Source organism: Methyloceanibacter sp. (assembly GCF_035650995.1).
Classification (GTDB): domain Bacteria; phylum Pseudomonadota; class Alphaproteobacteria; order Rhizobiales; family Methyloligellaceae; genus Methyloceanibacter.
Genome location: NZ_DASRGO010000025.1, coordinates 20,900 through 35,471 on the forward strand (window position 1 = coordinate 20,900; position 14,572 = coordinate 35,471).

Sequence of the window (14,572 nt, forward strand, 5' to 3'; positions counted from 1 at the left end):
CTTTTAGTCACGCCTGGATTCGCAAGCCTCAAGAGGATGCCGCCTCGCAGTCGAGGAGCGCAAGGACATCTTCCTCGCGCTTGTGGGCCGCCACGCGCGCGCGGAATCCGTGCGGGGTCAGCACCTCTGCTACCGCTTCGGAGATGCAATAGCAAACCGGACGCATACCTTGAGTTACCGCCCCGTGCCGCTCAAGAACTGCCAGGTAGGTCTTGGCGGTGCGCGGCGACAAGAGGATGACGCCGTCAACCCTTCCCTGCTCGATCAGGCTTAACACGCTCGGCGGGAGTTCGGTTGCCGGGACGGCACGGTAGAGCACGGGCTGGCTTACCTTGAACCGGCGCGCTTCAAGCGCCCCCTTGATGTCGAAGGCGAGCGTCTCGCCGGCGAGATGAAGGAGCTTGCCGGCGGCGGGATCGACCGTGCTCGCGATCAATTCGGCGAGCCCTGCCCCCTCGCCAGGGCCTTCGATGATCGTGGCGAAGCCAAGCTCGCGCGCGGCGCGCGCCGTCAGAGCGCCCACGGCGAAAAGAGGAAGCTTCCGCGCGGCGCCGAGTGCGGGGTGCCGGGAGAGAGCTCGGAGCGCATTCCGGCTGGTCACGATCAGCGCCTGCGCACCCGCGAGATCGACAGCAGCGTCCTTCACCTCCTCGATCACCAGCAAAGGCGCCGCGATACCCTCATGGCCGCGCGCCGCGAGCGCTTCGATCTCGCGTGCGGCATCGGGCTCCGGACGTGTCACGAGAATGCGCATCAGGCGAACTTCGCGAGGAAGCCCTGCCCCGCGCGCTTGAGGATCTCTTCGCCCGCGTCGGTGCCGAGCGCGCGACTCGCCTCGCCCGTCACCTCGATTTCGTAGGATTCGCTGCCGTCGGGCGTGATGATGAGGCCGCGGAAGCGAAGTACGCCGCGATCGATCTCGGCGAGACCCGCGATCGGCGTCTTGCAGGATCCATCGAGGCGAGCGAGGAAGGCGCGCTCGCACTGAACGCTTGTCTCCGAGCGCGCGTCATTCAACTTGGCGAGCAGGGCGCGCGTCTTCTCGTCGTCGCTCCGCGCGGCGACGCCGATCGCGCCTTGCGCCACGGCGGGCAGCATCTCATCGGTCGAGAGGATCGAGGTCGCCTCGGCGGCAAGGCCGAGCCGCTCGAGGCCTGCAAGCGCAAGGAGCGTCGCGTCGGCTGCGCCGTCTTTGATCTTGCGGAGCCGCGTCTCGACATTGCCCCTGAGATCGGCGATGCGAAGATCGGGCCTCAGCCGCCGCACCTGCGCCGCGCGCCGCAGCGACGAGGTGCCAACCACCGAGCCTCGCGGAAGCTCCGTAAGCGAGCGCGCCTTCGAGCTGATGAAGGCATCGCGCACATCGGCGCGCGGCAGCACGGCCGCGATCACGATGCCCTCGGGCAGCACAGTCGGCAGGTCCTTCATCGAATGGACGGCAAGATCGACCGCGCCCGAGAGAAGCGCCTCGTCGATCTCCTTGGTGAACAGGCCCTTGCCGCCGAACTCACGGAGCGGCTTGTCCTTGATGCGGTCGCCCGCGGTGGTAATGGCCTTGAGCTCGATATCCCCCTCGGCTGACCCATGAGCCTCGATCAGCTGCTCGCGGACGTGCCGCGCCTGCCAGAGCGCAAGGGGACTTCCTCTCGTGCCGATCAGGAGGGGGCGTGGGGGGGCCGTTTCGGGCATGACAGGGGGGTTTGTACTGGCCAAAGGCGATCCTGTAAAAGACCGGATGCACCCGGATACTGCCAGGGCCCACATTCTCCTCGGCATCGAGACGAGCTGCGACGAAACCGCGGCCGCGCTCGTTCGCCGCGAGGCCGATGGGAGCGGAAGGATCCTATCGAGTGTGGTGCGCTCGCAGCTCGACCTGCACAAGGCCTATGGCGGGGTGGTGCCCGAGATTGCCGCGCGCGCCCATGTCGATCTGCTCGATGCGGCGATCCTCCAGGCGCTCGAGGAAGCCAAGATCAAGCTCGACCAGGTGGACGGCGTTGCCGCGGCGGCGGGACCGGGGCTGATCGGCGGGCTGATCGTTGGGGTGACCACGGCCAAGGCCGTCGCGCTCGGCCGGGGCGTCCCCTTTATTGCCGTCAATCATCTCGAGGCGCATGCGCTGACGCCCGGCCTCACCCATCGGCTCGCCTTCCCCTATCTCCTGCTTCTCGTGTCGGGCGGACACACCCAGCTTCTGGTCATCAAGGATGTGGGCGTCTACGAGCGGCTCGGGACGACGCTCGACGATGCGCTCGGCGAGGCCTTCGACAAGGCGGCGAAGCTCTTGGGGCTAGGCTATCCCGGCGGTCCGGAGGTCGAGCGCCTCGCCGCGAAGGGGCGTCCCACCATCAAGCTGCCGCGTCCCATGGTCGGGCGCGAGGAGCCGCATTTCTCGCTCGCCGGGCTCAAGACCGCGCTCAGGCACGAGGCGGAAGCCCGCGCGCCGTTGAGCGAGCAGGACGCGGCCGATCTCTGCGCGAGCTTCCAGGAGGCGGTGGCCGAGATCCTGAGCGACAGAGTGACCCGCGCCTTCGAACTCTACGAGCGGCACGCCGGGCGGGGCGCCCAGCGCATCCTCGTCGTCTCAGGCGGCGTCGCCGCCAACAGGAGGCTGAGATCGACGCTCGAAGCGACCGCGCGGAAGCACATCTTCCGCCTCGTCGTGCCGCCACCCGAGCTTTGCACCGACAACGCCGCGATGATCGCCTGGGCGGGAGCCGTGCGGCTTTCGCGCGGCCTTGCCGACGAGCTTTCAGCCCCTGCCCGGGCGCGCTGGCCGCTCGATCCCGACGCCCCGCCAGCCATCGGCGCCGGCGTCAAGGCTTGAACTCGTAGGGCGGTCATCGGCTCTTGCCGATGCCCGTTCCTCCGTCGGACAATGCCGGTGGGCATGCTTCGCTTTGCCCACTTTGCAAGGCAAGGACTGAGCATGGCACTCCAGTCGGTCGGCATCGTCGGCGCGGGCGCATGGGGGACGGCGCTCGCCGTTGTTGCCCGGCGCGCCGGACGCGACGTGCTCATCTGGGCGCACGAGCCCGAAACCGTCCGCAACATCAATCAGCACCACGCGAACGAGACGTTTCTACCGTGGGTCAAGCTCGACAAGGCGATCGAGGCGACCGGGCGGCTCAACGAGGTGGCGAATTGCGACCTCCTGCTCATGGTGACGCCCGCGCAGCATTTGCGGGAAATCCTCGATAAGCTTGCCCCTTATGTGCGCGACGGGCAGCCGCTCGTGCTTTGCTCCAAGGGCATCGAGCAGACGACCGGCAAGCTGATGTCGCAGGTTGCGGCCGACGTCTTGCCCCAGGCCGAGATCGCCGTGCTGTCCGGCCCGAGCTTCGCCGGAGAGATCGCCAAGGGACTGCCCGCAGCCGTCACGCTTGCCACCGCAAGCGAGAAGCGGGGCGAGGTGCTCGCTCATGCACTCTCGCATCCACCGTTCCGCTGCTATTGGAGCGACGACGTGATCGGGGCGGAGATCGGCGGCGCGGTGAAGAACGTCTATGCCATCGGCGCAGGCATCGTCGCCGGCAAGAAGTTCGGCGCAAATGCGCATGCCGCGCTCGTCACCCGCGGCTTCGCCGAGATGGTGCGCTTCGGCACCGCGCTCGGGGCGCGACGGGAGACGCTGTCGGGGCTTTCGGGCCTCGGCGACCTGATCCTCACCTGCGGCAGCCAGCAGTCGCGCAACATGTCGCTCGGCATCGAGCTCGGCAAGGGGCACAGCCTCAAGGCCGTGCTGGCGAAGCGCCTCGCGGTAACGGAGGGCGTCTATACGGCAGGCGCGGTGGTCGAGATCGCGGCGGCGCGCGGCATCGACATGCCGATCGCGCAAGGCGTGCATGCGGTGATCTCGGGGCTCGCGACCGTTGATGAGGTAATCGAGGCCCTGCTCAACCGCCCGCTCCGCGCCGAGGTGTAGGGCCCCGTAGACAGCACCACGGCCGCGCAATAGCCTCGTTGGAGGGGGAAACAATGCTCTACGCGCTCATCTGCACCGACAAGCCTAACAGCCTCGATACGCGCATGACGCACCGGCCGGAGCACGTCGCCTATTTGAAGAGCCTCGGCGACAAGCTCGCTTTCGCCGGTCCCTTTCTCACCGAGGACGGCAAAACGATGTGCGGGAGCCTCGTCGTGATCGAGGCCCCCTCGTTCGAGGCCGCCAAGGCGATCGCCGCCGGCGACCCGTTTGCCAAGATCGGTCTCTTCGAGACGGTCGAGATCAAGCCCTGGCTCTGGGCGATGAACAAGCCGGACGAGAGGTGAGTTCGAGGAGGCGCGATGGCCTATTGGCTGATGAAGAGCGAGCCCGAGGCCTGGTCTTGGGCCGAGCAGAAGAAGGAAGGCGCCAAGGGCGCCGAATGGGACGGCGTGCGCAATTTCCAGGCGCGCAACAACATGCGGGCGATGAAGAAGGGCGACCTCGCCTTCTTCTATCATTCGGGCGACCAGAAGCGGGCGGTCGGAATCGTCAAGGTGGTCAAGGAAGCGCACCCCGATTCGACCGATTCGACCGGCCAGTGGGAGTGCGTCGACGTGGCGGCAGTGGCAGAGCTGCCAAATCCGGTCACGCTCGCCGCGATCAAAGCGAACCCAAAGCTCGCCTCGATGGTGCTGGTGAGAAATTCGCGTCTCTCGGTCCAGCCGGTAACGGCGCAAGAATGGAGTATCATCTGCAAGATGGCCGGGCTTCCAAAGCCGCCGCGGGCGGGGTGAAGCCCCGCGCGAAGGGGGGAACGAACATGACATTCGCTGGCGTGAACTACATCGCCGTGGTGATCGCGGCGCTCGCGGGATTCGGCACGGGCGCGGTCTGGTACATGATGCTCGGCCGGTTCTGGCTCGCAGCCGTCGGCAAGAAAAAAGAGGACATGGAGCGCACGCCCACGCCCTTCCTCATCTCGATCGTGGCCAATCTCGTCATGGCCATCATGCTTGCCGGCGTGATCGGCCATCTCGGCGAGGTCAACGTCAAGACCGGCGTGATCAGCGGGGCCCTGATCTGGCTCGGCTTCGTCATCACCACCATGGGCGTCAACCACGCCTTCGAAGGCGCCAAGACCTCGCTCACCCTGATCGACGGCGGGCATTGGCTCGCTGTGCTGCTCGTCATGGGGGCCGTGATCGGCGCGTTCGGGGTCTAGCCCGACGCGCAACCCTTTGCACAAGGAGGCACCTCACCGTAATATCGAAGCACACAAAAGAGTGACGCATAAAAACCAGCGTCGTATCGCGTCAGGGAGGAACGGACGCATGTCCGAACACAAGGTGTTCAAGATCAAGGACTACAAGGTCCCCAAGGAGTGGAAAGAGCGCGCCTTTATCGACAAGGCCGCTTACGAGAAGCTCTACCAGAAGAGCGTCGAGAAGCCGGACAAGTTTTGGGGCAAGGAGGGCGAGCGGCTCGACTGGATCAAGCCCTATACCAAAGTCAAGAACACGAGCTTCGAATATCCCGACGTCTCGATCAAATGGTACGAGGACGGGACGCTCAATGTCGCGGCCAACTGCATCGACCGGCATTTGAAGAAGCGTGGCAAGCAGACCGCCATCATCTTCGAGCCCGATGATCCGAACGCGCCTTCGCTCCACATAACCTACAAGGAGCTGCACGAGAACGTCTGCAAACTCGCCAACGTGCTGAAGGCGAATGGCGTCAGGCGCGGCGACCGCGTGACCATCTACCTGCCGATGATTCCGGAGGCGGCCTACGCCATGCTCGCCTGCGCACGTATCGGCGCCATCCATTCGGTGGTGTTCGGCGGCTTCTCGCCGGACTCGCTCGCCGGCCGCATCGAGGATTGCGGGTCGAGGCTTCTCATCACCGCCGATGAGGGTCTGCGCGGCGGGCGCAAGGTTCAGCTCAAGGCCAACGCCGACGAGGCGCTGCGCAAGGTCTCAAGCGTCGAGCGCGTGCTTGTGGTCGGACGCACCGGAGGCGAGGTGCCGTGGACCGAAGGCCGCGACCGCTGGCTGCACGATGAGCTCGCCAAGGTCGATGCCGACTGCCCGCCGGAAGAGATGGGCGCCGAGGATCCGCTGTTCATCCTCTACACCTCGGGCTCGACCGGACGACCGAAGGGCGCGCTGCATACCTCGGGCGGCTATCTCGTCTACGCAGCGATGACGCACCAGTACATCTTCGATTATCACGAGGGCGATATCTTCTGGTGCACGGCCGACGTCGGCTGGATTACCGGCCACACCTATATCGTGTACGGCCCGCTTGCGAACGGCGCGACGACGGTGATCTTCGAGGGCATCCCCACCTATCCCGATGCCTCGCGCTTCTGGCAGGTGGTGGACAAGCACAAGGTCAATACCTTCTACACCGCGCCGACGGCGATCAGGTCGCTAATGGGGCTCGGCGACGAGTTCGTCACGCGCACCAAGCGGAAGTCGCTCAGGCTGCTCGGCAGCGTCGGCGAGCCGATCAATCCCGAGGCCTGGGAGTGGTACTACCACGTGGTCGGCGAGGCCCGCTGCCCGATCGTCGATACGTGGTGGCAGACCGAGACGGGCGGGGCCTTGATCTCACCCTTGCCCGGCGCGACCAAGCTCAAACCCGGATCGGCCACGCTTCCCTTCTTCGGCGTGCAGCCGGCGGTGGTCGATGGCGAGGGCAACATCCTCGAGGGCGAAGCGACCGGCAATCTCGTGCTCCTCGACGCTTGGCCCGGGATCATGCGCACCGTCTACGGCGACCATGAGCGTTTCGTCGAGACCTACTTCACCACCTTCAAGGGCATGTACTTCACCGGCGATGGGTGCCGGCGCGACGAGGACGGCTATTACTGGATCACCGGCCGCGCCGACGACGTGCTCAAGGTGTCGGGGCACCGCATGGGTACGGCGGAAATCGAATCCGCTCTCGTCGCCCATCCCAAGGTGGCCGAGGCCGCGGTGGTCGGCTATCCGCACGACATCAAAGGCCAGGGCGTCTATTGCTACGTCACCCTGATGGCCGGAGAGATGGGGTCGGAGGAGCTCAGGAAAGAGCTGCGTGACTGGGTGCGGAAGGAGATCGGGCCGATCGCCTCTCCGGACCTGATCCAGTTTGCGCCGGGTCTGCCCAAGACACGCTCGGGCAAGATCATGCGCCGCATCTTGCGCAAGATCGCCGAGGACGACTTCGGCAATCTCGGCGACACCTCGACCCTCGCCGATCCCGCCGTTGTTGGCGATCTCGTGGAGAACCGGCAGAACCGGAGATAATCCCGATGTGGCGCAGGCGCACCCTGATCGGGGCGGGTGTCGCGCTCGCGCTTCTGATCGGCCTTGTGCTTGTCGCCGCCTATTGGACACCGAGCGGGCAGGTCGAGCAGTCGATCTCGGTCACGGTCGGCGACCGCACGCTCACCGTCGGCGGCTATTACAAGAGCATCGCGCAGGAGGACTTGGCCGACGGCCTGTCGGTCAAGGTCGACGGCCACGAGATCCTTCTGTCTGGAGACCAGCTCACGGTCGACGGAAAGACGCAGGCGCTCGAGCCGGGCGAGAATGTCGAGATCTGGGTGGACGAAAGCGGCAAGGTCTCGGTCAAGGTCGTCCGCGCCGAGGCGGCCCCGCCGCCATAGCCTTCAGGGCTAGGCCAGAGTGCGGGTGATCTTGTCGAGGAGCGCGGTCCAGGCGGCGCGCGTCTCGCGGGTGAAGCTCTTCTCCAGCGACTGGTCGAGCGTCCAGATCAGCGCCTTCGCCATCATGCGGTAATGGCGCGTCCTGATGCCGAGCTGGCGATGGCGCACGCCGAGCAGCTTCAGCGTCGGCTTGAGTTCGTCGTCCTGCGAGAGCGTGATCATGGTGAGCTTCATGGCGGCTTCGAACTTGCGCACCTGCACCTCGATGGGGCCGGAAAACTTGGCGCGAAGGCTCGAATCGAGCGCGAACAGCTTGCGGAAGAACACCTGGGCCACCAGATCGATGGCCGGTTCGATCTTGCGGTAGCTGTCGCGGATGAGGCGCTTCTGCTCGTCGGTCAGCGGGGCTTCGGCCGGGGTCGCGGCCCGCTTCAAACGCATGCGGGTCAGGCTTCTTGAGGAAGACAGATGCAGGGCGACTGACATGGCGAAACTCCCCCCGAGGACGAGATACCGAGGCAAGAATGCGGCCGAGCGATTGACGAACCGTTAAGGTAAGCGCCCCGGAAACCATGGCGTAGCCCTGCCCCTTCCTTGACCTTATGGGCAAGCTCAGCTGGAAGCCGTGCGACCACAAGGCCGAGAGCGGCTACGATCGAACCGTCCTCCCTCACCTTGTTGAAGGCGTTAACGCCTCCATATCTATGCGGTGGCCGGGCCGGAAGGCCCGGCCGTTGGAGGCCTGAAATGAGCTATTTCCGCACCGCCATCCTGCTTGCGGCCATGACCGCCCTGTTCATGGGCATCGGCTTTCTGATCGGCGGGCAGTCCGGCATGGTCTTCGCACTCGCCGTCGCCGCGGCGATGAACCTGTTCGCCTACTGGAACTCCGACAAGATGGTGCTCTCCATGTACGGCGCGCGCGAGGTGGACGAGCGCTCGGCGCCCGAGCTTTACGCGCTCGTGCGCCGGCTGGCCTCCGCCGCGGGGCTTCCCATGCCGCGCGTCTACGTCATGGAGAACCCGCAGCCGAACGCGTTCGCCACCGGCCGCAATCCCGAGCACGCCGCGGTCGCCGTCACCACCGGCCTTCTCAACACGGTGAACCGCGAGGAGCTGTCCGGCGTGCTCGCGCACGAGCTTGGCCATATCAAGCATCGTGACACGCTGCTGATGACAATCACCGCGACCATCGCCGGCGCGATCTCGATGCTCGCCAATTTCGGCCTCTATTTCGGCGGCAACCGCAACGACAACAATATCGGCCTGGTCGGTTCGCTGCTCCTCGTCATCCTCGGCCCGCTCGCCGCCGGCCTCGTTCAGATGGCGATCAGCCGAACGCGCGAATACGAGGCCGACCGCGAGGGAGCCGAGATCAGCAGGCGGCCGCTTGCGCTCGCCTCGGCCTTGCAGAAGATCGCGGGCGTCGCCGAACACGTTCCCAACATGCCGGCCGAACGCAATCCGGCCTCGGCGCATCTTTTCATCGTCAATCCGCTGTCGGGTGCGCGCATGGACAATCTGTTCGCCACGCATCCGAGCGTCGAGAACCGCGTGGCGCGCCTTCGCGAGATTGCGCGCGAGATGGGCGAGACGGCCGCACCGGTCCCGGCACGTGAGAGCGAGGCCGTTTCGCCGGGCCCCTGGTCCTCGGCGTCTTCGGCGCAGCGGCGCGGGCCCTGGGGCTAAAGCAATAAATTTGGATTCGCCATTGCCGGCTTGATCCGGCAATCCAGGGGGCACGTGCCCTGAGCTTGTTGCCCCTGGATGCCCGGCTCAAGGCCGGGCACGACGTGGGTAGGGACACAAAATGACAACGCCCGACAAACAAGCCCGCGACCAGGCGCACATGCGCGAGCTCCAGGTCGGCCTGCCGGCCCGGCGCGCCGCCGCAGAACTGCTCGACGCGGTGCTGCAGAAGAAGCAGGCGCTCGACGACATTCTCGGCCGCTCGCTGGAGAAGGGCGCCATGTTCAATCTGCCAACGCGCGACCGCGCGCTCACCCGCGCCATCGTGGGGGCGAGCCTCAGGCGCAAAGGCCAGATCGATGTCGTGCTCAACCGATTTCTCGACCGCGGACTGCCCGAGAAGTCCGCCATGCTCTATCCGATCCTGCTCTCGGCCGCGGCGCAGCTCATTTTCCTCAACACGCCGCCGCATGCGGCGATCGACCTTGCCGTGACGCTTGCCCAATACGATCCGAAGGCCAAGCGCTATGACAAGCTCGTCAACGCGGTGCTGAGGCGCGTCGCCAAGGAGGGCGAGGCAATCGCCGCCGGTCTCGATGCGCCGCGCGTCAATACGCCAGACTGGCTGTGGACACGCTGGGTCTCCTATTTGGGCGAGGCGCGGGCGCGGGCGATCGCCGCGGCTCAGCTCATCGAGCCTCCGCTCGATCTGACCGTGAAGAGCGATGCCGCACTTTGGGCCGAACGGCTTCAGGGGCGCGTGCTGCCTACGGGCAGCGTGAGGCTGATGCCCAAGGGCCGGATCGAATCCTTGCCCGGCTTCGATGAGGGCGCCTGGTGGGTTCAGGACGTCGCGGCCTCCCTGCCCGCTCGCCTGCTCGGCGACGTAAAGGGCAAGCGCGTCGCCGATCTCTGCGCCGCGCCGGGCGGCAAGACCGCGCAGCTTGCGCTCGCCGGCGCCGAGGTGACCGCCGTCGATCTTTCCAAGACGCGGCTCGGCATATTGCGCGAGAATCTCGACCGGCTCGGGCTTCAAGCAGAGCTCGTCCTGGGCGACGCAACGACATTCACCGCCGATCGGCCGTTCGATGCCGTGCTGCTCGATGCGCCCTGCTCATCGACCGGCACGATCCGGCGCCATCCTGATATCCCCTATACGAAGTCGGCCAAGGACATCGAAACGCTCGGGGCGCTGCAAGCGCGGCTCCTCGACCATGCCGCAACCCTGCTCAAGCCGGGCGGTGTCCTCGTCTATTCCACCTGCTCGCTCGAGCCCGAGGAGGGCGAAGCGCAGATCGCCGCGGCCATGGTGCGGAACGGTGCGCTTCGTCTCGATCCGGTCAAACCCGAGGAATTGGCCGGTCAGGCCGAATGGATCGAACCATCGGGCTGCCTCAGAACGTTCCCCTTCGAGCTCAAGCTCGACAGTCCGGAATGGAGCGGAATGGACGGATTCTTCGCCGCGCGGCTCGTCCCTGCTGGTTAACGCTTCGTTAACAAGCGGGCTTGATCCGGAGGCCGAGCCGCCCGACAATGGGGGTTACAGGATGCGCGGGGAGGCCGCGCGCGTAATGTTTGTGCGCGTGGCAGCAGCTTGGAGTTTGGACGGCATGGCGGCTGATTATCAGGCCTTGGAGCGCGGGCAGCGCGTTCAGGCGAGCCGTCAGGCAGGCCCCGGCGCCTTGCGCCGTTTCGTTCTCGCCGGCATGGCTTCGATCAGCTATCCAGGCTCGCAGGCCGAGCAGCTCCTGCTTGCGCCGCAGGAACTCCGCACCGCCGACCCGAGCTTCGCCACCGAGCTTTACAACGGTCATTTCGGGCTCGCCGGGCGCCTCGCCGAACTGACCGCCGAATCGCCGTTCGAGATCGAGCCTCCATCCGAGCAGTGGGAGCGCGAGCTTTATGGCTTCGGCTGGCTGCGGCATCTTCGCGCCGCCGGCAGCGAGCTGTCGCGCGAGCAGGCCAAGGCGCTGGTCGGCGACTTCATCAGGCTCAAGCGCTCGATCAAGGGCCTCCCCTGGCAGCCCGACATTGTCGGCCGCCGCGTCATCTCCTGGCTGTCGAACTCGGTGCTCATTTTGGACAGCGGCGAGCCGCAGGCCTACGAGGAGTTCCTGCGCGCGCTCACCGCCCATCTCCGCTATCTCTCGGCGAGCTACCGCGATTGCCCCGACGGCGTGCCGCGCCTCGTCAATCTCATGGCGCTGATCTATGCCGGGCTGTGCATCGCCGACCAGCAGTCGGTGGTCGACCGCTATACGCGCCCGTTCTGCAAGGAACTCGAGCGCCAGATCCTGCCCGACGGCGGGCACATCTCGCGCAACCCCGAGGCGCTCGTCGAGCTTCTGCTCGACCTCCTGCCGCTCCGCCAGTGTTTCGTGGCGCGCGACCGCACGCCGCCCAAGGAATTGACCGACGCCATCGACCGCATCATGCCGATGCTCCGCTTCTTCCGCATCGGCGACGGGACGCTCGCGCGCTTCAACGGCTGCGGACCGACCCCGACCGACGCGCTCGCCACCGTGCTCGCCTATGACGACGTCGAGGGCTCGCCGGTGAGAAGCGCGGTGAACTCGGCCTATGTCAGACTCAATTGCGGGACTATGCAGCTCATCTGCGACATGGGCCCGGCTCCGGCGCCTTCGCTCAGCTACGACGCCCAGGCCGGGTTCCTCTCCTTCGAGATGGCCTCGGGCAACGCGCCGATGATCGTGAATTGCGGCATCCCCTCGGCCGACCACCAGGAATGGCTGCCGTATGCGCGTTCGACCGCGGCCCAGTCCACCCTCACCTTCGAGGATTCCTCCTCCGGCGAATTCTCCGGCGCCGTCGACGGCACGCCGGAGGTGATCGGCGCGCCGCTGATCGGACCGGCCAACGCGCAAGCCACGCTCGCCGATCAGGGCGACAATCTCCGTATCAAGGGGACGCACGAGGGCTATCTCGCGCGGTACGGCGTGGTGCATGCGCGGCAGTTTCTGATCGCGCAGACCGGCAAGCTGATCTCGGGCGAGGACAAACTTACCGCGCCCAAGGGCCTGTCGAGCCCCGAGGGGCTGATAGCCGGCTCCTATGCCATCCGCTTCCATCTCCACCCTAGCGTGAAGGCGGCCGTTTCCGAGGACGGGCAGAGCGTGAATCTCCTGCTCAGGAACGGCGAGACCTGGCGCATCACCTCGAATGCGCCGGAGACGGCGATCGAAGAAAGCTACTTCCTCGCCGATGCGCGCGGGCCGCAAGCCAGCTCCCAGGTCGTGCTCGGCGGGGTGATGGGCGAGGCCTACGAGGTCAGGATCGTGTGGAACATCGAGCAGGTGGGCGCCAACGGCGCGCCCCATCCCCTGATCGACCCGAACGACGCGCCGGCGACAACTTAAGCTCGACGTCATCGCCGGGCTTGACCCGGCGACCCAGGGGCCGTTGACTGCGGCCCCTGTTGCCTCTGGATGCCGGCTCAAGGCCGGGCATGACGTGTCCATGGAAACGCGAACCATCAAGCGCGCGCTCATCTCGGTCAGCGACAAGACCGGCCTGGCCGAATTCGCCACGGCGCTCGAAGCGCGCGGCATCGAGATTGTATCGACCGGCGGTACCGCGAAGCTCTTGCGCGATGCCGGGCTAAACGTCATCGACGTCTCCGACGTCACCCGCGTGCCCGAGATGATGGACGGGCGGGTTAAGACGCTGCATCCCAAGATCCACGGCGGGTTGCTCGCGGTGCGCGGCAATCCCGAGCACGAGCGCGCGCTTCAAGAGCAGGCAATTCCGCCGATCGATCTCGTCGTGGTCAACCTCTATCCCTTCGAGGAAGCGGTCGCCCGCGGCGCCGATTTCACCGCCGCGATCGAGAATATCGACATCGGCGGTCCGGCGCTGATCAGAGCCGGGGCCAAGAACCACACGAGCGTCACCGTGGTCACCGATCCCGCCGACTACGCGCTCGTACTCGGCGAGATGGCGGCGCATGGCGGCGCCACCACGCTCGCCTTGCGCAAGGCGCTCGCCGCCAAGGCTTACGCGCGCACGGGAGCCTACGATGCCGCGATCGCCGCCTGGTTCGCGCACACCCTCGGCGAACGCGCGCCCGAGCGGCGCGTGATCGCGGGGCGGCTCGCGCAAGAGCTTCGCTACGGCGAGAACCCGCATCAATGGGCGGCGTTCTACCAGAGCGGCGAGGCGAGGCCCGGCGTCGCCACCGCCACGCAAGCGCAAGGCAAGGAACTCTCCTACAACAATCTCAACGACACCGACGCGGCCTACGAGCTGGTCGCCGAGTTCGATCCCGCGGCGAGTGCCGCTGTCGCCATCATCAAGCACGCCAATCCGTGCGGGGTGGCGCTCGGGAAGAGCCTCGCCGAGGCGTATATGAAGGCGCTCGCCTGCGATCCCGTCAGCGCCTTCGGCGGCATCGTGGCATTGAACCGGCCGCTTGATGCCGAGGCCGCGCACGAAATCGTCAAGATCTTCACCGAGGTGATCATCGCGCCTGACGCGAGCGACGAGGCAAGAGCGCTCATCGCCGAGAAGAAGAATTTGCGCCTCCTGCTTGCCCACGCTTTGCCGGACCCGAAGGCCGAAGGCCTCACCTTCCGCTCACTCTCGGGCGGCTTTCTCGTTCAATCGCGCGACAATGCCGTGGTTTCGCCGGCCGAGCTCAAGGTCGTGACCAGACGCAAGCCTTCCGAGGCCGAGCTTGCCGACCTTCTGTTCGCTTTCACCGTGGCAAAGCACGTCAAGTCGAACGCGATCGTCTATGCGAGAGGCGGCGCCACGGTCGGCATCGGGGCAGGGCAGATGAGCCGCATCGATGCCGCGCGCATGGCGGCGTGGAAAGCGGAAGACGTCGCAAGAGCGCGCGGTCTAAGCGCGAGCCTTACGGAAGGCTCGGTCGCGGCATCTGATGCGTTCTTCCCCTTCCCCGATGGACTTCAGGCGATCGCCCAAGCGGGCGCCACCGCCGTGATCCAGCCGGGCGGGGCGATGCGCGACGCCGATGTGATTGCGGCCGCCGACCGGCTCGGGCTCGCCATGGTCTTCACCGGCATGCGCCATTTCCGCCATTAGGGGGCGAGCGATCGCCCCCCTACCCGTGCCAAGACTTTTTCTTCCTAATGTTCCGTAAATTAACCGGTCGTTAACCACGAACGCCGTCCTATCGGCCATGGGGTTAACGAAATGACAACGCGGGGCACCACCTCCTTCAAATTTCGCGGCGGCACCTTCCACGCGCTCGTGGTGCGGCCGGGAACGCCGCTCGAGGCCTGGCTTGCCGACATCGACAAGCTGCTCGCCCGCTCGCC

Annotated in this window: 14 protein-coding genes; 11 read left to right on the forward strand and 3 right to left on the reverse strand. The window is 66.2% G+C overall.

Features of this window, described 5'->3' with window-relative positions; genetic code table 11:
* Window positions 1–28: 28 nt before the first annotated feature.
* Both VFB18_RS01725 and hemC read right to left on the reverse strand, forming a co-directional pair.
* The gene (locus tag VFB18_RS01725) at window positions 29–754 is read right to left on the reverse strand and encodes a uroporphyrinogen-III synthase (RefSeq protein ID WP_324970548.1); all 726 of its coding nucleotides are present in this window, start codon (window positions 752–754) and stop codon (window positions 29–31) included.
* Window positions 754–1,689: a hydroxymethylbilane synthase gene (gene hemC, locus VFB18_RS01730; protein ID WP_324970549.1), complete on the reverse strand. Its 936-nt coding sequence runs from the start codon at window positions 1,687–1,689 to the stop codon at window positions 754–756. The genes VFB18_RS01725 and hemC overlap by 1 nt, the downstream gene beginning before the upstream one ends.
* 46 nt (window positions 1,690–1,735) lie before the next feature.
* On the opposite strand from hemC, the gene tsaD reads away from it, so the two are divergent.
* The 7 genes from tsaD to VFB18_RS01765 all read left to right on the forward strand — a co-directional run bounded on the left by tsaD (window position 1,736) and on the right by VFB18_RS01765 (window position 7,583).
* Window positions 1,736–2,827 (forward strand): tRNA (adenosine(37)-N6)-threonylcarbamoyltransferase complex transferase subunit TsaD, encoded by a 1,092-nt coding sequence (tsaD, locus tag VFB18_RS01735; RefSeq protein WP_324970550.1) that lies wholly within the window; start codon window positions 1,736–1,738, stop codon window positions 2,825–2,827.
* Window positions 2,828–2,929: 102 nt separating this feature from the next.
* On the forward strand, window positions 2,930–3,925 hold the full coding sequence (locus VFB18_RS01740; RefSeq protein ID WP_324970551.1) for an NAD(P)H-dependent glycerol-3-phosphate dehydrogenase: 996 nt from the start codon (window positions 2,930–2,932) through the stop codon (window positions 3,923–3,925).
* A gap of 53 nt (window positions 3,926–3,978) precedes the next feature.
* Window positions 3,979–4,272 (forward strand): YciI family protein, encoded by a 294-nt coding sequence (locus VFB18_RS01745; RefSeq protein ID WP_324970552.1) that lies wholly within the window; start codon window positions 3,979–3,981, stop codon window positions 4,270–4,272.
* A gap of 15 nt (window positions 4,273–4,287) precedes the next feature.
* A complete protein-coding gene (locus VFB18_RS01750; protein ID WP_324970553.1) occupies window positions 4,288–4,722 on the forward strand; it encodes an EVE domain-containing protein in 435 nt (144 codons plus the stop codon).
* 26 nt (window positions 4,723–4,748) lie between these two features.
* Complete coding sequence (locus VFB18_RS01755; protein ID WP_324970554.1) at window positions 4,749–5,150, forward strand: DUF1761 domain-containing protein; 402 nt, start codon at window positions 4,749–4,751, stop codon at window positions 5,148–5,150.
* A 109-nt stretch (window positions 5,151–5,259) separates the two neighbouring features.
* Complete coding sequence (acs, locus tag VFB18_RS01760) at window positions 5,260–7,221, forward strand: acetate--CoA ligase (RefSeq protein ID WP_324970555.1); 1,962 nt, start codon at window positions 5,260–5,262, stop codon at window positions 7,219–7,221.
* Between the two features lie 5 nt (window positions 7,222–7,226).
* On the forward strand, window positions 7,227–7,583 hold the full coding sequence (locus VFB18_RS01765; protein ID WP_324970556.1) for a hypothetical protein: 357 nt from the start codon (window positions 7,227–7,229) through the stop codon (window positions 7,581–7,583).
* A 9-nt stretch (window positions 7,584–7,592) separates the two neighbouring features.
* Here VFB18_RS01765 and VFB18_RS01770 read toward each other — a convergent pair whose 3' ends face one another.
* The gene (locus VFB18_RS01770) at window positions 7,593–8,069 is read right to left on the reverse strand and encodes a globin domain-containing protein (protein WP_324970557.1); all 477 of its coding nucleotides are present in this window, start codon (window positions 8,067–8,069) and stop codon (window positions 7,593–7,595) included.
* A 261-nt stretch (window positions 8,070–8,330) separates the two neighbouring features.
* Here VFB18_RS01770 and htpX point away from each other — a divergent pair, with 261 nt between their 5' ends.
* The 4 genes from htpX (at window position 8,331) to purH (ending at window position 14,336) form a co-directional block, all read left to right on the forward strand.
* Window positions 8,331–9,272, forward strand: a complete 942-nt coding sequence (gene htpX, locus VFB18_RS01775) for a zinc metalloprotease HtpX (protein ID WP_324970558.1) — start codon at window positions 8,331–8,333, stop codon at window positions 9,270–9,272.
* A gap of 121 nt (window positions 9,273–9,393) precedes the next feature.
* On the forward strand, window positions 9,394–10,758 hold the full coding sequence (locus VFB18_RS01780) for an RsmB/NOP family class I SAM-dependent RNA methyltransferase (protein ID WP_324970559.1): 1,365 nt from the start codon (window positions 9,394–9,396) through the stop codon (window positions 10,756–10,758).
* Window positions 10,759–10,882: 124 nt separating this feature from the next.
* The gene (locus VFB18_RS01785; RefSeq protein ID WP_324970560.1) at window positions 10,883–12,649 is read left to right on the forward strand and encodes a heparinase II/III family protein; all 1,767 of its coding nucleotides are present in this window, start codon (window positions 10,883–10,885) and stop codon (window positions 12,647–12,649) included.
* A 100-nt stretch (window positions 12,650–12,749) separates the two neighbouring features.
* Window positions 12,750–14,336, forward strand: a complete 1,587-nt coding sequence (gene purH / locus VFB18_RS01790; protein ID WP_324970561.1) for a bifunctional phosphoribosylaminoimidazolecarboxamide formyltransferase/IMP cyclohydrolase — start codon at window positions 12,750–12,752, stop codon at window positions 14,334–14,336.
* Window positions 14,337–14,572 lie beyond the last annotated feature (236 nt).